General features: G+C 73.9%; 18 protein-coding genes and 1 pseudogene. 9 read left to right on the top strand and 10 right to left on the bottom strand.

The features are described 5' to 3' along the window. Window positions 1–21: 21 nt before the first annotated feature. The 3 genes from Q6347_RS11060 to Q6347_RS11050 all read left to right on the top strand — a co-directional run bounded on the left by Q6347_RS11060 (window position 22) and on the right by Q6347_RS11050 (window position 2,633). Entirely contained in the window at window positions 22–900 is an 879-nt protein-coding gene (locus tag Q6347_RS11060) for a glutamate ABC transporter substrate-binding protein (RefSeq protein ID WP_304603700.1), read from the top strand. A 114-nt stretch (window positions 901–1,014) separates the two neighbouring features. After that, window positions 1,015–1,689 carry an amino acid ABC transporter permease gene (locus Q6347_RS11055; protein ID WP_304603699.1) on the top strand — a complete coding sequence of 225 codons (675 nt, stop codon included), beginning with the start codon at window positions 1,015–1,017 and terminating at the stop codon, window positions 1,687–1,689. After that, a complete protein-coding gene (locus Q6347_RS11050; RefSeq protein ID WP_304607372.1) occupies window positions 1,686–2,633 on the top strand; it encodes an amino acid ABC transporter permease in 948 nt (315 codons plus the stop codon). The genes Q6347_RS11055 and Q6347_RS11050 overlap by 4 nt, the downstream gene beginning before the upstream one ends. 108 nt (window positions 2,634–2,741) lie before the next feature. Here Q6347_RS11050 and Q6347_RS11045 read toward each other — a convergent pair whose 3' ends face one another. The 3 genes from Q6347_RS11045 to Q6347_RS11035 all read right to left on the bottom strand — a co-directional run bounded on the left by Q6347_RS11045 (window position 2,742) and on the right by Q6347_RS11035 (window position 4,942). Next, a complete protein-coding gene (locus Q6347_RS11045; RefSeq protein WP_304607371.1) occupies window positions 2,742–3,284 on the bottom strand; it encodes a regulatory protein RecX in 543 nt (180 codons plus the stop codon). Window positions 3,285–3,349: 65 nt separating this feature from the next. After that, window positions 3,350–4,495: a recombinase RecA gene (gene recA / locus Q6347_RS11040; RefSeq protein WP_304603812.1), complete on the bottom strand. Its 1,146-nt coding sequence runs from the start codon at window positions 4,493–4,495 to the stop codon at window positions 3,350–3,352. A gap of 213 nt (window positions 4,496–4,708) precedes the next feature. Then, complete coding sequence (locus tag Q6347_RS11035; protein WP_171247779.1) at window positions 4,709–4,942, bottom strand: DUF3046 domain-containing protein; 234 nt, start codon at window positions 4,940–4,942, stop codon at window positions 4,709–4,711. A gap of 55 nt (window positions 4,943–4,997) precedes the next feature. Between Q6347_RS11035 and Q6347_RS11030 the strand changes: the two genes are divergently transcribed. Further along, window positions 4,998–9,683 (top strand): ATP-dependent helicase, encoded by a 4,686-nt coding sequence (locus Q6347_RS11030; protein ID WP_304607370.1) that lies wholly within the window; start codon window positions 4,998–5,000, stop codon window positions 9,681–9,683. Next, window positions 9,683–10,483, top strand: coding sequence for a DNA-formamidopyrimidine glycosylase family protein (locus Q6347_RS11025; protein WP_171247781.1), 801 nt, complete (start codon window positions 9,683–9,685; stop codon window positions 10,481–10,483). Before Q6347_RS11030 ends, Q6347_RS11025 begins: the two co-directional genes overlap by 1 nt. On the opposite strand, the pseudogene Q6347_RS11020 reads toward Q6347_RS11025, so the two are convergent. From Q6347_RS11020 to pgsA, 3 genes and pseudogenes are all read right to left on the bottom strand, one after another. After that, window positions 10,467–10,789 (bottom strand): annotated as a pseudogene (locus Q6347_RS11020) (helix-turn-helix domain-containing protein). The gene Q6347_RS11025 and the pseudogene Q6347_RS11020 sit on opposite strands and share 17 nt — an antisense overlap. 204 nt (window positions 10,790–10,993) lie before the next feature. Beyond that, window positions 10,994–11,473, bottom strand: coding sequence for a CinA family protein (locus Q6347_RS11015; RefSeq protein ID WP_304603693.1), 480 nt, complete (start codon window positions 11,471–11,473; stop codon window positions 10,994–10,996). Beyond that, window positions 11,470–12,105: a CDP-diacylglycerol--glycerol-3-phosphate 3-phosphatidyltransferase gene (gene pgsA, locus Q6347_RS11010; protein ID WP_304603692.1), complete on the bottom strand. Its 636-nt coding sequence runs from the start codon at window positions 12,103–12,105 to the stop codon at window positions 11,470–11,472. The genes Q6347_RS11015 and pgsA overlap by 4 nt, the downstream gene beginning before the upstream one ends. A 42-nt stretch (window positions 12,106–12,147) precedes the next feature. Between pgsA and Q6347_RS11005 the strand changes: the two genes are divergently transcribed. After that, window positions 12,148–13,404 carry a CapA family protein gene (locus Q6347_RS11005; RefSeq protein ID WP_304607369.1) on the top strand — a complete coding sequence of 419 codons (1,257 nt, stop codon included), beginning with the start codon at window positions 12,148–12,150 and terminating at the stop codon, window positions 13,402–13,404. An 8-nt stretch (window positions 13,405–13,412) separates the two neighbouring features. Here Q6347_RS11005 and Q6347_RS11000 read toward each other — a convergent pair whose 3' ends face one another. From Q6347_RS11000 to dapA, 4 genes are all read right to left on the bottom strand, one after another. Beyond that, window positions 13,413–15,980: a DNA translocase FtsK gene (locus tag Q6347_RS11000; protein ID WP_304607368.1), complete on the bottom strand. Its 2,568-nt coding sequence runs from the start codon at window positions 15,978–15,980 to the stop codon at window positions 13,413–13,415. A gap of 292 nt (window positions 15,981–16,272) precedes the next feature. Then, window positions 16,273–17,052 (bottom strand): DUF4328 domain-containing protein, encoded by a 780-nt coding sequence (locus Q6347_RS10995; protein WP_304607367.1) that lies wholly within the window; start codon window positions 17,050–17,052, stop codon window positions 16,273–16,275. 87 nt (window positions 17,053–17,139) lie between these two features. Then, window positions 17,140–18,825 (bottom strand): ribonuclease J, encoded by a 1,686-nt coding sequence (locus Q6347_RS10990; protein ID WP_304607366.1) that lies wholly within the window; start codon window positions 18,823–18,825, stop codon window positions 17,140–17,142. A 26-nt stretch (window positions 18,826–18,851) separates the two neighbouring features. Continuing rightward, complete coding sequence (gene dapA / locus Q6347_RS10985; protein ID WP_304603687.1) at window positions 18,852–19,772, bottom strand: 4-hydroxy-tetrahydrodipicolinate synthase; 921 nt, start codon at window positions 19,770–19,772, stop codon at window positions 18,852–18,854. Between the two features lie 105 nt (window positions 19,773–19,877). Between dapA and Q6347_RS10980 the strand changes: the two genes are divergently transcribed. From Q6347_RS10980 to Q6347_RS10970, 3 genes are read left to right on the top strand one after another with little or no spacing between them, the layout of a single operon-like run. Then, window positions 19,878–20,579, top strand: a complete 702-nt coding sequence (locus tag Q6347_RS10980; protein ID WP_304607365.1) for an AzlC family ABC transporter permease — start codon at window positions 19,878–19,880, stop codon at window positions 20,577–20,579. Further along, window positions 20,576–20,896 carry an AzlD domain-containing protein gene (locus Q6347_RS10975; RefSeq protein ID WP_304603685.1) on the top strand — a complete coding sequence of 107 codons (321 nt, stop codon included), beginning with the start codon at window positions 20,576–20,578 and terminating at the stop codon, window positions 20,894–20,896. Before Q6347_RS10980 ends, Q6347_RS10975 begins: the two co-directional genes overlap by 4 nt. 20 nt (window positions 20,897–20,916) lie before the next feature. After that, window positions 20,917–21,423 carry a GNAT family N-acetyltransferase gene (locus Q6347_RS10970; protein WP_304603684.1) on the top strand — a complete coding sequence of 169 codons (507 nt, stop codon included), beginning with the start codon at window positions 20,917–20,919 and terminating at the stop codon, window positions 21,421–21,423. Window positions 21,424–21,584 lie beyond the last annotated feature (161 nt).

The raw sequence follows: 21,584 nt of genomic DNA, 5'->3' as shown, positions 1-21,584 counted from the left end.
CCACCGACGAAAGGACGCATCATGCGACGCACACGCACCACCGGGGTCATCGCCCTGGCGGCCACCGCCGCACTGACCCTGGCCGCCTGTTCCTCCGACGACGGCGGCGAGACCGACACCGGGGGCGAGACCACCGACACCATGGAGGAGGAAGGGGCCGGCGGCGAGGGCGTCACCATCGGCATCAAGTTCGACCAGCCCGGCCTCGGGTTCATGGACGGCGACACGCCCTCCGGCTTCGACGTCGACGTCGCGAAGTACGTGGCGGGCGAGCTCGGGTACTCCGAGGACCAGATCGAGTGGGTCGAGGCCCCGTCCGCCCAGCGCGAGACGCTGCTGTCGACCGGCCAGGTCGACATGATCTTCGCCACCTACTCGATCACGGACGAGCGGCGCGAGCAGGTCTCGTACGCCGGTCCGTACTTCGTGGCCGGCCAGGACCTCCTCGTGGCGGCCGACAACACCGACATCACCGGCCCGGACACCCTGGACGGCAAGAACCTGTGCTCGGTCACCGGTTCGACGTCGGCCCAGCGCATCAAGGACGAGTACTCCGAGGGCGTCAACCTCCTCGAGCAGCCCGGGTACGCCGAGTGCGTCACCGCGCTCACCTCGGGTCAGGTGGACGCGGTGACCACCGACGACATCATCCTCGCCGGCCTGGGGGCCCAGCCCGCCAACTCCGGCCAGGTGAAGGTCGTGGGCAACACCTTCTCCGAGGAGCGCTACGGCGTCGGCATCCCGCAGGACTCCGACCAGTGCGAGGACATCAACGCGGCGCTGCAGCAGATGATCGACGACGGATCGTGGCAGGAGTACATCGACTCCGCCACCGAGGGCACCGGCTACACGCCGAACCAGGACCTCAACCCGCCGGAGTTCGACCCCTGCGACATGTGACCGACCACTGAGAACGGATCGGGCCCGCCGCGCCACGCAGCGGGCCCGATCCGGTGCCGCCGGAGTCCCGGCGACACGTCTCTGCCGCGACCGAGCCGAAGGAGCGTCCGCCGCGTGGAGGAGTACCTCGACATCATCCGCCAGTACGACGTGCTGGGGGCGTTCTGGGTCAACATCCAGCTCGCCTTCTGGGCGGCCGTGCTCTCCCTGGTCCTGGGGTCGGTGCTGGCCCTGTTCCGCATCTCCCCCATCGGCAGCCTGCAGTGGGCCGGCACCACCTACGTCACGATCCTGCGGAACACCCCGCTGACGATCATCATGGTGTTCATGGTCCTCGGGGCCTGGGGCCAGCTCGAGCTCACCCTGGCGACCGACTTCACCCTCAACTTCTTCTGGCTCGCGGTCGTGGGGCTGTCGATCTACCACGCCGCCTTCGTGTGCGAGGCGATCCGGTCCGGCGTCAACACGGTGCCGGTCGGGCAGGCCGAGGCGGCACGGTCCATCGGGCTGTCGTTCCTGCCCTCCGCCCGGCTGGTCATCCTGCCGCAGGCGTTCCGCGGCGCGATCGCGCCGCTCGGCAACGTCCTCATCGCCCTCATCAAGAACACCACGGTCGCCGCGGCAGCCTCGGTGACGGAGACCTCCTCGGTGATGCGGACGATGATCGAGTTCCGGCCCGACTACATCTACGCGATCTTCTTCACCTTCGCGATCGGCTACGTCATCCTCGTGACCCCCGTCGGCCTGCTGTCGACCTCGTTCTCGCGTCGACTGGCGGTGTCCCGATGAGCGCCCAGACCGTCCTCTTCGACGCGCCCGGCCCCCGCGCCAAGCGGCGCATCCGGGTCGGCAACGTCATCGGCGCCGTCATCGTCGGCGGCATCGCCGCCCTGCTGCTCGCCCGGCTCGGTGACAAGGGGCAGCTCGACCCGGACCTGTGGCTCGCCGCCGTGGACGCCGACGCCTGGCGGTTCTACTACTGGCCGGGATTCCTCAACACCATGCGGGCGGCCGCCGTCAGCATCGTCGGCGCGTTCGCCTTCGGCCTGCTCTTCGGCGTGGGCCGGCTCTCCACGCTGCTGCCGGTGCGCGTGGTGTGCGGCGCCGTCGTGGAGTTCTTCCGCGCCGTGCCCGTGCTGCTCATGATGGTGTTCTTCTGGTTGTTGCTCGCCAACGCCGGCGCCGACTCGCCTTCCTTCTGGGGCGTGGTCATCGGCCTGGTCCTCTACAACGGGTCGGTCGTGGCCGAGCTGGTGCGGTCCGGTGTCCACGGGCTGCCGTCGGGCCAGCGCGAGGCCGCGCTGTCGACCGGACTGACCCGGGGTCAGTCGCTGCGGTCGGTCGAGGTCCCCCAGGCCCTCATCGCCATGCTGCCCGCGCTGCTCTCCCAGCTCGTCGTCGTGCTCAAGGACTCCGCGCTCGGCGCGATCATCACCTACCGCGAGCTGCTGCAGGAGGCCCGGCTGCTCGGCTCCGGCGAGGGCAACATCCTGCAGACCCTGGCCGTCGCCGCCGTGCTGTTCATCCTCATCAACTGGAGCCTGACGAAGGTGGCCGAGCGGCTCGGGAACTCCTTGCGGCGCACCTCCGGACGGACCGGGACGATGGCTGCCGGGCTCGACGCCGGCGTCGGTGTGGGTGCGACGGCCCAGGCGGCCGAGCGTCCGCACGGGGTCGACGAGGGACCCGAGGCCGGACCGGCGGATCCTGGCAAGCCGGGTCGCTGGGGCTGACGGCCGCTCGGGCGGTCCCTCGAGCGCTCCGGCGACGCCGGTCGTGCGGTCCGATGGGCATGGTGCCGCCGGGATCGCGTGGCCGGCGCGCCGGGGCGCGCCGCAGGGTCAGTCGTCGAGGGAGATCAGGTCGTCGAGATCCTCGGACTCCCCCTCGGCGGCCAGGGCGTCCTTGACGGCGGCGAAAGCGACCGAGGGGTTGTGCCCCTTGCGGCTCAGCGCCCCGACGGCGCGCCGGACGCGTCTGTCCCGGTCGAGTCCGCGGGTGCGGGCCACGTGCTTGCGGGCGAGCTCGGCCGCGGCCGCACGCTCGTCGTCGCCGTCGACCTGCTCGAGCGCAGCGGTCGCCGTCTCGGGGTCCACGCCGCGGCGCTGGAGCTCGGCCGAGATGGCTCGACGCGCCTGGCCCCGTTCGGTGTGCCGCGTGCGCACGATCATCTCGGCGTACGCGGCGTCGTCGACGAGGCGGACGTCCTGGAGCCGGTCCAGGACGTGCTCGGCGACGTCCTCGGGGTAGCCCTTGCGAGCGAGGGACCGGGCGAGCTCGGCCCGGCTCTTCGGCGCGGCGGTCAACGTGCGCAGCACGGCCTCCCGCGTGAGCTCCGTGGCCTCGTCGCGCGTGATCTGACCGGCCTCGAGGCGCTCGCTCACGCTCGGTCGGCGGCGACCGTCCTTCCGACGACCGCCCGCCGACCGTTCCTCCGCGCGTCCGGTGCTCAGAAGGGCGCCTTCTTGCTCTTGGCGCTCGACCGGCTCGTGCTCTTGGTCGCCGCGCCCGCCTTGGCGGGTGCCTTCTCCTCGTCGCCGGCGGCGACGGACGTGGCCTCGGCCGCCGGGGCGTCCCCGTCCGCCGGGGCGTCGAGCTTGGCCCCGACGCCGAGCTTCTCCTTGATCTTCTTCTCGAGCTCGTTCGCCAGGTCGGGGTTGTCCCGCAGGAACGACCGGGCGTTCTCCTTGCCCTGGCCGAGCTGGTCGCCGCCGTAGGTGAACCACGAACCCGACTTGCGGACGAACCCGTGCTCGACGCCCATGTCGATCAGGCCGCCCTCCCGGGAGATGCCCACGCCGTAGAGGATGTCGAACTCGGCCTGCTTGAACGGCGGGGCCATCTTGTTCTTGACGACCTTGACGCGGGTGCGGTTGCCGACGGAGTCGGTGCCCTCCTTGAGGGTCTCGATCCGGCGGATGTCCATGCGCACCGAGGCGTAGAACTTCAGCGCCTTGCCACCCGTGGTGGTCTCCGGCGAGCCGAAGAACACGCCGATCTTCTCGCGCAGCTGGTTGATGAAGATCGCCGTGGTGCCGGAGGAGCTGAGCGCACCCGCGATCTTGCGCAGCGCCTGCGACATCAGACGGGCCTGCAGGCCGACGTGGCTGTCACCCATCTCGCCCTCGATCTCCGCCTTGGGGACCAGGGCCGCGACGGAGTCGATGACGATGATGTCGAGCGCCCCGGAGCGGATCAGCATGTCGGCGATCTCCAGCGCCTGCTCACCGGTGTCCGGCTGGGAGACGAGCAGGGCGTCGGTGTCCACGCCGAGCTTCTTGGCGTACTCGGGGTCCAGGGCGTGCTCGGCGTCGACGAACGCGGCGATCCCGCCGTTCTTCTGGGCGTTCGCCACCGCGTGCAGGGCGACGGTCGTCTTGCCGGAGGACTCCGGGCCGTAGACCTCGACCACGCGGCCCCGGGGCAGGCCACCGATGCCGAGGGCCACGTCCAGGGCGATGGAACCGGTGGGGATGACGTCCACCGGGGCCCGCCCCTCCTGGCCGAGACGCATGACCGAGCCCTTGCCGAAGCTGCGGTCGATCTGGGCGAGCGCGGCCTCGAGGGCCTTCTCACGGTCTTCCGGTCCAGGCATGTCGGTCACCTTCGTGTTCTGGGCGCGGCCGCGCGCCTTCGGTCTGCTGCTCATGTCGACGACGACGCTACGCCCCGCCACCGACACGCCCCGTCCGAGCCGGTCGCGCTGTGGACGAGCGACCCACGAGGCCTTCCTGTGGACACCCTAGCCGAACATCTGTTCGACGTCAGCGTCCGCGGCGCGGCGTGTCGACACCGGGAGGCGCCGCGGTCAGCGGGCCGGCGGCGCCTGCCGGTGCCGGTCCGTCCCCCACCGCTCGGCGTCCGGGACGTCGAGGGCGTCGCACAGGGCGTGCCAGACGTCGCGGGGGTCCGTCCCCGCGTCGAGCGCCTCGGCCGGGGTGCGGTCCCCGAGGCGGGGCAGGACCTGCTCCCGCACGAGCGTGCGGCCGTAGGCACGGCCGAACACCTCGTCGACGAGCTGGGCGAAGTCGGAGTAGAGCACCCGCCCAGCGTGCCACGACCACCGACCTGTCGGTGCCCGGGTGCACCATGGGCTGGTGGCCACCGACCCGCTCGCCCGTTTCTCCCCCGCGACCCGGGCGTGGTTCACCGATGCGTTCGCCGGCCCCACGGCGGCGCAGGAGGGCGCGTGGCGTGCCGTCGAGGAGGACCGGCACGCGCTCGTGGTGGCACCGACCGGTTCGGGCAAGACGCTCGCGGCGTTCCTCTGGGCGATCGACCGCCTCACGGCTGCTCCGCCGCCGGAGGACCCGACGCAGCGCTGCCGGGTGCTGTACGTCTCCCCCCTCAAGGCGCTGGCCGCCGACGTCGAGCGCAACCTGCGCGCCCCGCTGACCGGCATCCGGCGGGCCGCCGACCGGCTCGGGACCGACACCCAGGACGTCCGTGTCGGCATGCGCACCGGCGACACCCCCGCCTCCGAACGCCGGTCGTTCGCCACCCGTCCCCCGGACGTGCTCGTCACGACCCCCGAGTCGCTCTTCCTCGTGCTGACCTCCGCGGCGCGCGCCGGCCTGGCCGGGGTCGGCACGGTCATCGTCGACGAGATCCACGCGCTGGCGGGCACCAAGCGCGGGGCGCACCTGGCCGTCAGCCTCGAACGGCTCGACGCGCTCCTGCCACGCCCCGCCCAGCGCATCGGCCTGTCCGCCACGGTGCGGCCCGCCGACGAGGTCGCGGCCTTCCTCGCCGGGAGCCGACCGACCACCGCCGGGGGCCGGGAGGTCGCCGTCGTGCAGCCGCCGTCACGCAAACGCTGGGACCTGGACGTCGCCGTCCCGGTCCCGGACCTGACGGATCTGGGCGGGGACGACGAGCCCGACCTGTCCGGGGCGGCGAGCGGCCCGCAGCGCCAGGCATCCATCTGGCCGCACGTCACCGACCGGGTGGTCGACCTCGTCAGCGACCACCGGTCCACGCTGGTGTTCACCAACTCCCGGCGCGGGGCCGAACGCCTCACCGCGCGGGTCAACGAGACCTGGGCCGAGCGCCAGGGACTCGCGACCCCCGACGCCGGAGCGGAGCAGGCGGCCCAGACCCCCGGCCAGTCGGGCACGGCCGCCGCCCTCGACGCCGCGGCACCGGTCCTGGCGCGGGCCCATCACGGGTCGATGAGCCGGACCGAGCGCACCCGCACCGAGTCCGACCTCAAGGCCGGTCGGCTGCCGGCCGTGGTCGCGACGTCCTCGCTGGAGCTGGGCATCGACATGGGGGCCGTGGACCTCGTGGTGCAGGTCGGGTCCCCGCCGTCGGTGGCCAGCGGGCTGCAGCGCATCGGCCGGGCCGGGCACCAGGTCGGGGCCGTCTCTCGCGGTGTCGTGCTGCCCACGCACCGCGGTGACCTCGTCCCGGCGACCGTGGTCACCCAGCGCATGCGCTCCGGCGACATCGAGCCGTTGCGGATCGTGTCGACGCCCCTGGACGTGCTGGCCCAGCAGGTCGTCGCGGCGCTCGCCGTCGACGACTGGGACGCGGACGCCCTGCTGCGCACGGTCCGCCACGCCGCGCCGTTCGCCGCGCTCGGTGACGCCACCTGGCACGCCGTGCTCGACATGCTGGCCGGGCGGTACCCCAGCGAGGAGTTCGCGGAGCTGCGTCCGCGGATCGTGTGGGACCGGGCCGCCGGGCGGCTCTCGGCGCGTCCGGGTGCCCTGCGGCTGGCCGCCACGAGCGGCGGGACGATCCCCGACCGCGGGCTGTACGGCGTGTACCTGGCCGGTGAGGAGGCCGGCCGGGGCGGCAAGCGCGTGGGCGAGCTCGACGAGGAGATGGTCTATGAGTCCCGGGCGGGCGACACCTTCACCCTCGGGTCCTCCACGTGGCGCGTCGAGGAGATCACCCCGGACCGCGTGCTGGTGACCCCGGCACCGGGGCAGCCCGGCCGGCTGCCGTTCTGGAAGGGCGACGCGCCGGGGCGGCCGGCCACGCTCGGGCGCGCCGTGGGCGCGTTCCTGCGGGAGACCGACGAGCTCCTCGCGGCCGACCCGCCGAGCGGTCGCGCGCACCTGCGCGACGCCGGGCTCGACGACTGGGCCGCCGATAACCTCGCGGGCTACCTGACCGAGCAGCGCGCGGCGACCGGGCGGCTGCCGGACGACCGCACCGTGCTCGTCGAGCGGTTCCGCGACGAGCTCGGCGACTGGCGGGTGGTGATCCACTCGCCCCTGGGGGCGCGGGTGCACGCCCCGTGGGCGCTGGTCGTCGCGGCCCGGCTGCGCGAGCGGCTCGGCACCGACGTCGCCGCCATGCCCGCCGACGACGGCATCGTGCTCCGCCTGCCCGGTGACTCGCCCTGGGACCTCGAGGCCGCCCAGACCCGGCCGGAGATCACCACGGACGACCTGCTCGTCGACCCGGAGGAGGTCGACGCCGCCGTCCGCGCCGAGCTGGGTTCGTCGGTGCTGTTCGCCTCCCGCTTCCGCGAGGCGGCCGCCCGCGCCCTGCTGCTGCCGCGGCGTCGGCCGGACCGGCGAGCCCCCCTGTGGCAGCAGCGCCAGCGCGCCGCGCAGCTGCTGCAGGTGGCGTCGGCGTACCCCGACTTCCCGATCATGCTCGAGGCGGCCCGCGAGTGCCTGCAGGACGACTTCGACGTCGCCTCCCTGCGCACGCTCATGGCCGACCTCGCGGCAGGCCGGGTCCGGCTGGTCGAGATCTCCACCGACGGTCCCTCGCCGTTCGCCCGGTCGCTCCTGTTCGGGTACACCGCGCAGTTCCTGTACGACGGCGACGCGCCGCTGGCCGAGCGGCGGGCCGCGGCCCTCTCGCTGGACCCCACCCTGCTGGCCGAGCTCCTCGGCGAGCAGGGCGCCACCGACCTGTCCGACCTGCTGGACCCGGAGGTCGTCGAGCGGACCGAGGCCGAGCTGCAGGGGCTGGCCACGGACCGCCGGGCGCGGGACGCCGAGGCCGTCTGGGACCTGCTGCGCCGCACCGGCCCGCACCCGCTCGAGGAGGTGCGTCACCGCACGGCCGAGGACGCCGCCCTCGCCGTGCCGGACTGGCTGGCCGACCTCGAGCGGGACCGCCGGGTCATCCGCGTCCGCCTCGCCGGCGCCGAGCAGTGGGCGGTCGCCGAGGACGCCGCCCGGCTGCGCGACGCGCTCGGGGTGGCACCACCCGCCGGGCTGCCGGACGCCGTGATGGCGCCGGTCGACGACCCGCTGGCCGACCTGCTGCGACGCCACGCCCGGACGCACGGCCCGTTCACCGCCGCCGAGGTCGCCCACCGCTTCGGGCTCGGTGTCGCCGTGGCGACCGGGGTGCTGACCCGTCTCGAGCGCGACGGCGCGCTCGTGCGCGGTGCGCTGCGGCCGGAGGCCGTCGGCGGGACCGGGGACGAGTTCTGCGACCCGCAGGTGCTGCGCACGCTGCGGCGGCGCAGCCTGGCGGCGCTGCGGTCCGAGGTGGAACCGGTCGAGCCGGAGACGCTCGGCGTGTTCCTGCCGCGCTGGCAGGGCGCCACCGGTCCGCGGCTGCGCGGCAGCGACGGCCTGCTGCGGGCCGTGGAGCAGCTGGCCGGCGCCGCGGTCCCGGCGTCGGCGCTGGAGACGCTGGTGCTCCCGGCCCGCGTGACGGACTACTCCCCCGCTCTCCTGGACGAGCTGACCACCACCGGGGAGGTGGTCTGGGCCGGACACGCCGCGCTGCCCGGCACGGACGGCACGGTGAGCCTGCACCTGGCCGAGGACGCTCCCCTGACCCTCGCGCCGCCCGCCCCGCTGGGGCCCGAGGGGACCCTGGACACCGACCTGCACCGCGTGCTGCTCGACCTGCTCACGTCGTCGGGCGGCTACTTCCTGCCCCGCCTCGTCGAGCTGGCCGACGCCCCGACCGGCGAGGTGCTGGAGGCGCTGTGGGACCTCGTCTGGGGCGGCCACGTGACGAACGACGGCCTCGCGGTGCTGCGTGCCCGGCTCGGCGCGGGCGGCGGGGCGCACCGGGCTCCCCGGCGTCCGGCCCGCGCCCGGCCGGTGCGCCGGTCGCGCTTCGCCGTCGCCCGCCCCGTCGTGCCACCGGCCGGCGGGGGCCGCTGGTCCGGCCTGCCGGCGCGCGAGCAGGACCCGACAGTCCGGACGCACGCGCTGGCCCAGGTCCTGCTGGACCGGCACGGGGTGCTGACGCGGGCCGTCGCGCCCTCGGAGCACGTGACCGGTCAGTTCCGCGAGGTGTACCGGGTGCTCACCGGGCTCGAGGAACGCGGAGCGGTCCGTCGCGGCTACTTCGTGGAGCGGCTGGGCGGTGCGCAGTTCGCGCTGCCCGGGGCGGTCGACCGGCTGCGCGTCGACGCCGCCGACCGCGAGCGTGTCCGCGACGACCCCGACGCCTCCCCGCCGGGACTGCTGCTCGCCGCGACGGACCCCGCCAACCCCTACGGCGCGGCCCTGCCCTGGCCGGCGACCACCTCGGCGGGCGACGACGGCGGCGGGCACCGCCCCGGACGCAAGGCGGGCGCCGTCGTCGTCCTCACCAACGGCGAGCCGGCGCTGTACGTCGAACGGGGCGGACGCACGCTGCTGTCGTTCACCACGGCTCCGGACGCGCTGGCGGTCGCGGGAGCCCTCCTGGCCGACCATGTCCGGCGCGGGCACCTCGGCCGGCTGGTGGTCCAGCGGCTCGACGGCGTCCCGGCCCTGGAGGCCGCCAAGGAACGCTCCGCGGCGGCGGACGCCCTGCTCGACGCCGGGTTCACGGTGACGCCTCGCGGGCTGAGGGTGGCGGTCTGATGCCCGAGGGCGACGTCCTGCGGCTCACGGCCGAGCGTCTCGACCAGGCGTTGCGAGGTCGGCCGCTGGTCCGCGCCGAGCTGCGCTGGCCGGGGACGGGGGGCACCGACCTCACGGGCCGGACGGTGACGGGGTGCGTCTCCTACGGCAAGCACCTGCTGACCCGGTTCGACGACGGCCGCACCCTGCACACCCACCTGCGGATGGAGGGGTCCTGGCGCGTCGTGGCGACGAGCGACCGTGCCGCCGCGGCCCGCCATCCCGAGGTCCGGGCGGTGCTCGCCACCGCACGGTGGACGTGCGTCGGGTGGCGACTCGGGATGCTGGACCTGCTGCGGACCCACGACGAGCCCCGGCTGCTGGCACACCTGGGCCCGGACGTGCTCGGAGCGGACTTCGGCACGGCGGGTCTGACCACGGCGCTGGACCGCTGGCACCGGCAGGGGGACCGCCCGTTGTGCGACGTGCTCCTCGACCAGTCGGTCGTGGCAGGACTCGGCACGATCTGGATGGCGGAGTCGCTCTTCGACCGCCGGCTGCACCCGTGGGCGCCCGCCGACTCCCTCGACGACGAGGAGGTCCGGGCCCTGCTCGTGACCGCGCGCCGACTGGTCGGACGCAGCGTCGACGTCGGGCGACGTGAGGGCCTCGGTGAGGTGCCGCGCGCGGTGCACGGCAAGCTGGGTCACCCGTGCCGGCGGTGCCGGACACCGGTCGCCGTCGGGCAGGCCAACGAACCGCCGTACGAACGGCCGGTGTTCTGGTGCCCCACCTGCCAGGCGGTCAGCCGACCGGCGTGAGGTCCTCGCGCTCGACGGTTCCGCGCGAGAGCATCCCGGCGAGCACGTCCGTGGGGATGGTGTCGGGGACGAGCAGCCCCTCGGCGACCGCGATACGGTCGCTGACCTCGCGCAGCACGAGGGACAGCGGGATGTCGAGAGCCTCGCAGATCGAGGCCAGCAGCTCGGAGGAGGCCTCCTTCTGCCCGCGTTCGACCTCGCTCAGATAACCCAGCGAGACCCGTGCGGCCGAGGACACCTCACGCAGGGTGCGCCCCTGACGCTGCCGCGCAGCACGTCACCGATCTCCTGTCGCAGGACGACCATGTCACGCCCCCTTCCTTCCGCCGGCACCCCCTGACGAGGGTTGGCACTACCGTACCCCGACGCACGCGGGGCGCGTCGCCCGGGAGTCGCATCGATACCGCTTCGTGGCCTGTTGGCGATCACACCTGCCCAACGCACGACACCACGGCCGTGTTCCCGACGCACCGGGTCGTCCAGGATCCCCCCGGGCCACGCACGGTTCCTTCACCCCGGCGCGGCGTCGCCCAGGGTCGTGCGGCACAGGTCCAGGACCGCGACGACCGCCCCCGACCGGACGGCGGCCCGGTCGCCGGCCAGGTCGCAGCGACGCACGACCGTCCCTCCCGGCGTGGCGACGGCGACGAAGACCAGGCCGGGTGGACGGCCGTCCTGCGGGTCGGGCCCGGCGACCCCGGTCGTCGCGAGCCCGACGTCCGCGCCGGTCGCGGCACGCGCACCCCGGGCCATGGCGCCGGCGACGTCCGCGTCCACGGCGCCCCGGGACGCCAGCAGCGCACGGTCGACCCCGAGCAGAGACGCCTTGAGGTCCGTCGCGTAGGCGACGACGCCGCCGCGCAGCACCGCCGAGGCACCGGGCACCGTGGCGAGCTCGGCGGCCACCATCCCGGCGGTCAACGACTCGGCGACACCGAGGGTCCACCCCCGGGCGGCCACCGCCCCGAGGACGTCACGCGCGGTCGTCATCCGTCCGACCGGCCGCCCGGAGAGCGCTGGTCGTCCGCACGGCCGAGCGTCCTCTCCAGCCGGGCCCGGCGACTCAGTCGCAGCCCCTGGACGGCGTAGTCGACGCCGGTGACGACGGTGACGGCGATCGCCGCGCCCATCACGACCCACGCCACGACACCCACGGCGTCCGGCAGCTGCGCGAGCGGCAGCAGGAAGAGCGCGATGGCGACCACCTGCAGCACGGTCTTGATCTTGCCGCCGCGGGAGGCCGGCATGACGGCGTACTTCAGCACGGCCATGCGCATCAGGGTGATCCCGAGCTCGCGGACCAGGATGACCGTCGGCACCCACCAGGGCAGCTCGCCCAGCGGCCACCACAGCAGGACCAGCGCGGTGCCCACCAGGGCCTTGTCCGCGATCGGGTCGAGGAGCTTGCCGAGGTCCGTCACCAGGCCGCGCGACCGCGCCAGGTGGCCGTCGACCTTGTCGCTCAGCGCGGCCAGCAGGAAGATCGCGGTCGCCACCAGACGCCACGTCACCGACTCACCGCCGTCCACCAGCAGCGCCGCCGCGAAGACCGGGACGAGGGCGATACGGATCATCGTGACGATGTTCGCGATGTTCCAGGGCGAGGGCGCAGCGTCGGGCATGTCACCAGCCTACTGGGACCGCCACCGCGATAGCCTCGCACCGTGGCCGACGTCGCCCCGCGCAGGACCTCCCTGGTCGTGCTCGCCGTCACCGTGCTCACCGTGACGGCAGCCTGCGGTGTCCTCACCCCGGACGCCCCGCCCCCCGCTCCCCGGGTGACGGTCTCCCCGGACGTGGCGCGGGCCAAGATCGCACCCCCGCAACCTGTCCCCCCGGTCACCTTCACGGTGCTGGCCGCCGGGGACCTGCTCCCGCACGGCCCCGTCGTTCGTTCCGCCGCCGGCGGCGAACGCTTCGACCGGCTGCTCGCCGGGCTCGACCCCTGGGTGGCCGGTGCCGACCTCGCGCTGTGCCACCTCGAGGTGCCGGTCGCGCCCGACGGCACGGCCCCCAGCGGCTACCCGATCTTCGGCGCACCGCCGGAGCTGGTGCCGGCCCTGGCGGACCAGGGCTGGGACGGGTGCTCCACCGCCTCCAACCATTCCGTCGACCGCGGCTACGCCGGCGTCGTGACCACGCTGGACGCCCTCGACGCCGCGGGCATGGGCCACGTCGGCACCGCCCGGTCCCACCGTGAGCAGTCGAGACCGCAGCGTTACGAGCTGGAGCGATCGGGGCGTTCGCTGGTGGTGGCGCACCTCTCGGCCACGTACGGGCTCAACGGTCTGCCGATGCCGTCCGAGGCACCGTGGGCCGTCGACCTGATCGACACCGATGCCCTCGTCCGGGCCGCCGAGAAGGCGCGCGACCGGGGTGGCGCCGACGTGGTGGTGGTCAGCGTGCACGCCGGGACCGAGTACACGGAGGTGCTCACGGAGCAGCAGGTCGACGTCGCGGCCGCGCTGGCCGCCTCGGGGGCGGTCGACCTCGTCATCGGCCACCACGCCCACGTGCCCCAGCGCATCGAACGACTCGACGGCGGCCCGCACGGTGCGGGGATGTGGGTCGCCCACGGGCTGGGCAACCTGCTGTCGAACCAGAGCGCCTCGTGCTGCGACGCCCGGACGAGCAGCGGTGTCCTGCTGACCGCGACGATCACCGAGGAGCGGCCGAGCGCGCCGGCCCTGGTCACCGACGTGCGCTGGACCGCCAGCACGGTCGACATCCCGGCAGGGCACCGTGTCCAGGTGCTCGACGGGTCGCCTCCCCGCAGCACGACGCTCGACCGGCGCGAACGCCGCGTCCGCCACGAGCTGGTGGCGGACGCGGTCGGCGGGAAGGCCCGGGAACGGTCCGAGCCTCCCCGGCCCACCGGCGACCAGCCGACGGTCCTGCCCCGCGTCCCCGCGGGCGGATGACGATCCGCTCAGCGCACGGGGTGCTCGGCGTCGGTGTCGGCGCCGTCGTGGTACTGCGCCGCCACCGGAGGACGGTGGCCGTCCGTGCCGTCGGCGTACGGGTCGCCCGACGCCGCGGTCTCGGCGTCCTGGTCGTAGGCGGCCTCGGCGGGCGTCTCGCCCCGGATCAGGGCGAGTGCGGAGGACAGACCCTCGGGCTGGACGAGCACCTCGCGCGCCTTGGACCCCTCGGACGGGCCCACGATCTCGCGCGACTCGAGCAGGTCCATCAGACGCCCGGCCTTGGCGAAACCGACCCGCAGCTTGCGCTGCAGCATCGACGTCGAGCCGAACTGCGTCGACACGACGAGCTCGGCAGCCTGCAGCAGCACGTCGAGGTCGTCGCCGATGTCCTCGTCGATCTGCTTCTTGGCGGCCGCGGGGGCGGTCACGTCCTCGCGGTAGATGGGCTTGAGCTGCGACTTGACGTGCTCGGTGACCGCGTGGACCTCGGACTCGCTGACCCAGGCCCCCTGGACGCGCATCGGCTTGGAGGCACCCATCGGCAGGAACAGGGCGTCACCCTGACCGATGAGCTTCTCGGCGCCGGGCTGGTCGAGCACGACGCGGGAGTCGGCCAGGGACGACGTCGCGAACGCCAGCCGCGAGGGCACGTTCGCCTTGATCAGACCGGTCACGACGTCCACCGACGGACGCTGGGTGGCCAGCACGAGGTGGATGCCCGCCGCCCGCGCGAGCTGGGTGATGCGCTGGATCGCGGCCTCGACGTCCCGGGGTGCGACCATCATCAGGTCCGCGAGCTCGTCCACGACGACCAGCAGGTAGGGGTAGGCGGCGACCTTGCGCTCGGAGCCCGGCGGCGGCGTGACCTTGCCGGCGCGGACCGCGGCGTTGAAGTCGTCGATGTGCTTGTACCCGAAGGTCGCCAGGTCGTCGTACCGGGCGTCCATCTCGCGGACCACCCAGTCCAGCGCCTCGGCCGCCTTCTTGGGGTTCGTGATGATCGGCGTGATCAGGTGCGGGATGCCCTCGTACAGCGTGAGCTCCACGCGCTTGGGGTCCACGAGGATCAGCCGCACCTGCTCCGGGGTCGCCCGCATGAGGATCGAGGTGATCATCGAGTTGATGAAGCTCGACTTGCCCGCGCCCGTCGCACCGGCGACGAGGATGTGCGGCATCTTGGCCAGGTTGGCCACCACGAAGCCGCCCTCGACGTCCTTGCCGACGCCCATGACCATCGGGTGCTCGGTCCGTCGCGCCGCCGACGAGCGCAGCACGTCACCGAGCACCACCGTCTCGCGGTCGGTGTTGGGGATCTCGATGCCGATCGCGGACTTTCCCGGGATCGGCGACAGGATCCGCACGTCGGCGCTGGCGACCGCGTAGGCGATGTTGTTGCTCAGCCCGGTGATCCGCTCGACCTTGGTCTTCGGGCCGACCTCGACCTCGTACCGCGTCACCGTGGGACCGCGCGTGAAGTTCGTGACCTGGGCGTCCACGCCGAACTGCTCGAAGGTCTCCTCGAGCGAGGCGACCACCCGGTCGTTGGCGGCCGACCGGCTCTTGTGCGGCGCCCCTTCGACCAGCGCGTCCTCGGACGGCAGCAGGTAGACGGTGTCACCGGAGAGCATCGGCTGCTCGGCGCGGCCCTGCGGGGCGGGCAGCGGGTCGCGCGCGGCCGGGGCCGCCGGAGCCGGGGCCGCGCTGTCCACCGGGGCCGGCGACGTGGCCGACCCGGTCGAGATCACCTGGGTCGCCCCGGGATCGGCGGGTGCGGCACCGCCCGGCGCCGGAGCGTCGAGGGTCGCGGCCTTGTCGAAGGCGTGGTCCCCGGCGTACTCGTCGAGGTCGGCGGCGGCCGTCTTGGCGGCCCGTCCGGTGCGCGGTGACCGGATCCGCCGGGTGCGCTTCTTGCGGGCGGGCCGGTCCTCGCTGCCGTCGTGCTTCGACACGCCGTCGGCGAGCTCGAGGCCGTCGTCCTGCGCGCTGCCGTGGTTCCCGGTCAAGCGGTCGTACAGGCCCCGCACCCTCTCGGGGATGCGGTGCACCGGCGTGGCGGTGACGACGAGGAGCCCGAAGAACCCGAGCAGCAGGAACAGCGGCACGGCGACCCACTCGGTCACCCCGATGACCACCGGTGTGGCCGCGAGGTAGCCGATGATCCCGCCGGCGTCCTGGACCTGGGCGAACCCGTCGCGGGGCGAGGGGGTGCCCTCCGCGATCGCCACCAGCGAGCACACGGAGACCACCAGCAGGCTGACACCGATCGCGACCCGTGAGTTGGCCTGGCCTCGCTCGGGGTGCCGCATGATCCGCACGCCGATCCAGATCAGCAGCACGGGCAGGGCGACACCTGCCAGACCGACCGTCCCGGCGACGACCGCGTGCACCCACGTGCCGAAGTCGCCGGGGATGCCCCACCACTCGCGGGCGGCCACGACGAGGGCGATGGCGATGAGGAAGAAGGCGACGCCGTCACGGCGGTGCTCGGGTTCCAGGTCTCTTGCTCCCTTGGTGATCGTGCGTGTCAGGGCGCCGAGCCCGTGGGCGACGCCGAGGTAGGCTCCGCGCACCATCCGGACCGGCCATGGGGGTCCGGACCGGGACCGGCCCCGCGACGTCGCGGACGAGCGACCGCGGCCGCCGGAGGACCGGCCGGTGGTGGACCGCTTGCCCGACGACGAGCGCGCCGAGGTGCTGCGCGACGACGCCGGGGTTCCGCGCCCCGTCCGCGCCGCCGACCGCGAGGTCCCGGTGCTCTTCCGGGCAGGGATGCGAGCCGCCATGATGGTTCCACGGTACCCGCGCCCCTTCTCACGGCGCCGCAGGCCGACACCTGCGTGTCCCCTCTGGCGGGCGTGGCGGACGTCACGCCGCCGCGGGAGACTCCAGGCGCGCGCGCTGGGCAGCCGTGATCTCGCGGACGATGCGGATCCACTGCACGCACGCCACCGCCGTGGCGACGGTGGCGACACCCTCGACGAAGGGGAACATCGAGGGGTGGTCGCTGAGGACGCCGAGACCCACGCCTGCCAGACCGGTCTGGTTCGACGCCCACATCGCGACCAGCCAGGACGCCCACCACAGACCCAGGCCCGGGGCGCCGCGCAGCCCCGTCGTCCCGGACCGGACGTCCCGGACGACCTCGTAGGGGAACCACAGCGAGACCACGGGGACGACCCATCCGAACCAGATCCAGAGGGGGCGGCGGACGTGACGTTCCCGCGGCAGCACGGCGACGGCCACCGCGCGGCTCTCCTGCAGCCAGAGGCAGGCCACGACGAACGTCGCGACCTGGACCATCAGGAACGGCAGACTCACGACGTCGTACCAGGTGAAGACGTCCATGACGCTGGCCCCCGCGTCCACGGCACGACCGTACGCGTCGGCGGCGGCGAAGGATGCCCAGAAGGCCAGGCCCTGGAAGGCGGTCCAGGCGACGGCCAGGCCGATCGTCCACCCTGCGAGCCCGGCGGGGACGGCCGGCACAGGATGCCAGGGACCCGTCCGGACCGCCCCCGCGGCCGGCGCAGCCGGGGCGTACGCCCCGTAGGCCGGCTCCTGCGGGCGGGCGGGTGCGGGGCCGGGGGCCTCGGGCGCCGGAGGCAGCGCACCGGCCGGGGGCACGAACGGGTCAGGCTGATTCATCACGAACTCCAAGAAAGGGACAAGTCGCGCCACAGTAGCGCCAACCATCCCCGGAGCGGGTGAATTCGCCCGACCCGTCCGCGGCCGTCAGGCCTCGACGACCACCGGCACGATCATGGGGCGACGCCGCAGGCGACGGTTCACCCAGCGGCCGATGACGCGGCGCATGATCTGCTGCATCTGGTAGGTGTCGGTGGCGCCGCCGGCGATCGACTCCTCCAGTGCCTGGACCACGTCAGGCATGATCTCCTCGAACACGGCGTCGTCCTCGGCCATGCCGCGCGCGAGGATCTGCGGACCCGCGAGCACCTTGCCGGTGGCGGTGTCCACGACGGCGAAGACCGAGACGAAACCCTCCTCGCCGAGGGTGCGACGGTCCTTCAGCTCGCTCTCGGTGACCTCGCCCACGGAGGACCCGTCGACGAAGACGTAGCCGCACGGGACGGCACCGACGACGGAGGCCTGGCCGTCGACCAGGTCGACGACGACCCCGTCCTCGGCGAGCACCACGTGGTCGGCCGGGACACCGGTCTTCACCGCGAGCGCCGCGTTGGCGACCAGGTGGCGCACCTCGCCGTGCACGGGCATGACGTTCTTCGGGCGCAGGATGTTGTAGCAGTAGAGCAGCTCACCGGCGCTGGCATGACCGGAGACGTGCACCTTGGCGTTGCCGGAGTGGACGACGCGCGCGCCCAGCCGGGTCAGGCCGTTGATGACCCGGAACACGGAGTTCTCGTTGCCCGGGATGAGCGAGGAGGCGAGGATCACGGTGTCCCCGTGGCCGACGTTGACCTGGTGGTCGCCGTTCGCCATCCGGCTCAGCGCCGCCATCGGCTCGCCCTGGGACCCGGTGGACATGTACACGACCTGGTCGTCGGGCAGGTTGGTGGCCTGCTTGAGCTCGATGAGCACGCCCGGGGGGACGTCCAGGTAGCCGAGCTCGGCGGCGATGCCCATGTTGCGCACCATCGAGCGCCCCACGAACGCCACCTTGCGGCCGTGGGCGTGGGCGGCGTTGAGCACCTGCTGCACGCGGTGCACGTGCGAGGAGAACGAGGCGACGACGATGCGCTTCTCGGCCTGGGCGAAGACGCTGTCGAGCACCGGGCCGATGTCCGCCTCGTTGGTCACGAAGCCGGGCACCTCGGCGTTGGTGGAGTCGACCATGAACAGGTCGACGCCCTTCTCGCCGAGCCGGGCGAAGGCCCGCAGGTCGGTGACGCGGCCGTCCAGGGGCAGCTGGTCCATCTTGAAGTCGCCGGTGTGCAGCACGGTGCCGGCGGCGGTGGTCACCGCGACGGCCAGCGCGTCCGGGATGGAGTGGTTGACGGCGACGAACTCGCAGCTGAACTCCCCCAGCTGGACCGTGTCCCCCTCGGCGACGACGTGGGTGACCGGCTTGATCCGGTGCTCCTTGAGCTTGGCCTCGATGAACGCGAGGGTCAGCCGGGAGCCGTAGATCGGGATGTCGCGGCGCAGCCGCAGCAGGTAGGGCACGGCACCGATGTGGTCCTCGTGGCCGTGGGTGAGCACGATCGCCTCGACGTCGTCCATGCGGTCGGCGATGTAGTCGAAGTCGGGCAGGATCAGGTCCACGCCCGGCTGGTGGTCCTCGGGGAAGAGGACGCCGCAGTCGATGATGAGCAGACGGCCGCGGTGCTCGAGGACGGCCATGTTGCGGCCGACCTCTCCCAGCCCGCCGAGGGCGACGATCCGCAGACCGTTCGCCGGCAGCTCGGGGGGCAGGGGTAGTTCGGGGTGAGGGTGACTCACGGGGCCTCCTGGCCTGTGTCGTGTCGTTAGTGGGTGGTGGCGGGTTCGAGGATCCCGCCGGCGATGAGGGAGGCGCGCAGCGCGATGACGTCGTCGTCCGTGGCGGCGACGTTCGGCAGGCGCAGCTCGCGGTTGTGGTGGACACCGAGGAGCTCCAGGGCGGCCTTGACCATGACGGCCTGCGCACCGGCGCCGTTCATGGCGGCCAGGACGGGCAGCGTCGTGCTGAAGACCTCGAGGGCCCCGGCGTGGTCACCGTCGGTGAAGCGTCGCACGACCTCCGCGAAGCGGTCGCCGACGAGGTGGGCGGACACCGAGACGATCCCGGCCGCGCCGTGGGCGAGGAAGGGCAGCAGCAGCCCGTCGTCGCCGGAGTACCAGGCGAGCCCGGTGAGCTTCTGCAGCGCGGGCACGGACCCGACGTCGCCGGTGGCGTCCTTGGTCGCCACGACCTGCGGGTGGGCGGCGATCCGCTCGTAGGTCGCCGGGGCGATCCGCACGCCGGCGCGACCGGGGATGTCGTAGAGCATCACCGGCAGGTCGGTGGAACCGGCCACGGTCGCGAAGTGCTGGTACAGCCCTTCCTGGGTGGGCCGCGAGTAGTAGGGCGACACGACGAGCAGCCCGTCGGCACCGGCCTCGGCGGCCTGCTCGGCCATCCGGACCGCGTGCGCGGTGTCGTTCGAGCCGGCACCGGACAGGATCGTCGCGCGGTCGCCGACGGCGTCCACGACGGCGCGCACCAGAGCCGCCTTCTCGGGGGCGTGGGTCACGGGCGCCTCGCCCGTCGTCCCGGACAGCACGAGGCCGTCGTTCCCCGCGTCCACCAGCCGCGTCGCGAGGCGACCCGCGGCCTCGAGATCGATCTCCCCGGTCGCCGTCATGGGCGTGACCATCGCGGTCAGGACCGCGCCGAACGGGCGCTCGGGGGTGCCGGGCAGTGTCATGGGAACACCGTACCTGTCGAGGGCCCCGATGCGACGCCGGTGTCCACGGATTGTCGCGCCGCGCCGGGCGCGACCGGTGGGTCGGGAGCGTGGTTCGATGACCCGGTGTCCCGCCCCCTCTCCCCCGCGGTCTCGGCCGCCGTGCGCCAGGGTGCCGGCGTGGCCGTCGCCACGGGTCTGTACGGCATCTCCTTCGGTGCGCTGGCCGTCGTGGCCGGACTCTCCGTCGCCCAGACCGCCGTGCTCAGCCTGCTGCTCTTCTCCGGCGGCTCGCAGTTCGCCCTGATCGGGGTCGTGGCCGCCGGCGGCACACCGCTGGCCGCGGTGACCACGTCGAGCCTGCTCGGCGTCCGCAACACGTTGTACGGGGCGGTGGTCTCCCCGCTGCTCGGCCTGCGCGGCTGGCGCCGGTGGGCCGCCGCCCACCTGACGATCGACGAGTCCACCGCCGTGGCCGTGGCGCAGCGCGACCCGCGGGCCGTGCGGGCGGGGTTCTGGGCGACCGGCCTGGGCGTCTTCGTGCTGTGGAACGCCTGCACCCTGCTCGGGGCGCTGGCCGGCGACGCCCTCGGCGACCCCCGGGCGTGGGGCCTGGACGCGGCGGCGGGGGCGGCCTTCCTGGCGCTGGTCTGGCCGCGGCTCGCCACCCGGAGCGGTCGTCTCGTGGCCGGGCTCGCCGTCCTGGTCGCGGCCGCGCTGGTCCCGGTCGCGCCCGCCGGCGTCCCGGTGCTGGCGGCCGCGGCGGCCGCCGTCGTCGTCGGGCTGCTCGCCCCCGCACCGGGGACCCGGACGGGAGGTGACCGGTGACCCCCGCCGCCCTCTGGCTGACCGTGCTCGTCGCCTCGGTGGTCAGCCTCGGCCTCAAGCTCGCCGGCCACCACGTGCCGCAGCACTGGCTCGCCACCGACCGGGTGCAGCGCACCTCGGTGCTGGTGACCGTGGCGCTGCTGGTGGCGCTCGTCGTGGTGCAGACGTTCGCCGACGGCACGGCGCTCGTCGTCGACGCCCGCCTGCCGGCGCTGGCCGTGGCGGCGGTCGCCCTCGCCCTGCGCGCGCCCTTCGTCCTGGTGATCGTGCTCGCCGCCGCCACCGCGGCCGGCCTGCGAGCGCTCGGGTGGGGCTGAGCCCGCACTAGGGTGGAACGATGGCACTGTTCCAGGAGACCGCCGACGTCTCGGTGCGGCCCGCCGTCGCCGGCGACGAGGAGGCCGTGACCCGCATCCAGGTCGAGGCCTGGCGCACCACCCACGCCGACGTGCTGGGGGGCGCCGTCGACGCCCTCGACACCGCGGCCATGACCGAGCGCTGGGCCGACGCCATCCGCCGGCCGCCCGGGCCGGGGTTCGCAGTCCTCGTCGCGCTGGACGGCCCGGTCGTCGTCGGCTTCGCCGCGGTGGCCCCCGGTCAGGTGATGTCCCTGGAGGTCGTCCCGCACGCACGGCGCGGCGGGCACGGCTCACGACTGCTGGCCGCCGCCGTGGACCGGCTGCGTACCGACGGCGAGAGCGAGGTCGTCACCTGGGTCCTCGACGGCGACGAGGGCCGGGAACGGTTCCTGTCGTCCTCCGGGCTCGGCCCCGACGGGACGGAACGGTCCCTGGCGACCGGGGTGCGCGACGTCGTCGAACGCCGCTGGTCCGCCTCGATCTGACGCCCGGGCCCACGGCGGGCGTCGGCGACGAGGCGCCCGGTCCTGGCCGACGGTCCGGCGAGCCGTTAGACTCGACCGGGTCAAGGTGGACAGATCGCCTGCGCTCGAAAAAGGGGCGCACGGGCGGCCCGACGACGGGCGCGACCCGGGCACATACGGAC

Source organism: Isoptericola sp. b408, assembly GCF_030588085.1.
GTDB classification, from domain to species: Bacteria; Actinomycetota; Actinomycetes; order Actinomycetales; family Cellulomonadaceae; genus Isoptericola; species Isoptericola sediminis.
Note: the sequence above shows the minus strand (reverse complement) of the source record. Positions and strands in the feature narration are given on the sequence as shown.

Excerpts from the sequence above, each read along its gene's own strand:
- Q6347_RS11060 (WP_304603700.1), top strand. The coding sequence starts at position 22 with ATGCGACGCACACGCACCACCGGGGTCATCGCCCTGGCGGCCACCGCC.
- Q6347_RS11050 (WP_304607372.1), top strand. The coding sequence starts at position 1,686 with ATGAGCGCCCAGACCGTCCTCTTCGACGCGCCCGGCCCCCGCGCCAAG.
- recA (WP_304603812.1), bottom strand. The coding sequence starts at position 4,495 with ATGCCTGGACCGGAAGACCGTGAGAAGGCCCTCGAGGCCGCGCTCGCC.
- Q6347_RS11025 (WP_171247781.1), top strand. The coding sequence starts at position 9,683 with ATGCCCGAGGGCGACGTCCTGCGGCTCACGGCCGAGCGTCTCGACCAG.
- Q6347_RS11015 (WP_304603693.1), bottom strand. The coding sequence starts at position 11,473 with ATGACGACCGCGCGTGACGTCCTCGGGGCGGTGGCCGCCCGGGGGTGG.
- pgsA (WP_304603692.1), bottom strand. The coding sequence starts at position 12,105 with ATGCCCGACGCTGCGCCCTCGCCCTGGAACATCGCGAACATCGTCACG.
- Q6347_RS11000 (WP_304607368.1), bottom strand. The coding sequence starts at position 15,980 with ATGGTGCGCGGAGCCTACCTCGGCGTCGCCCACGGGCTCGGCGCCCTG.
- Q6347_RS10995 (WP_304607367.1), bottom strand. The coding sequence starts at position 17,052 with ATGAATCAGCCTGACCCGTTCGTGCCCCCGGCCGGTGCGCTGCCTCCG.
- dapA (WP_304603687.1), bottom strand. The coding sequence starts at position 19,772 with ATGACACTGCCCGGCACCCCCGAGCGCCCGTTCGGCGCGGTCCTGACC.
- Q6347_RS10970 (WP_304603684.1), top strand. The coding sequence starts at position 20,917 with ATGGCACTGTTCCAGGAGACCGCCGACGTCTCGGTGCGGCCCGCCGTC.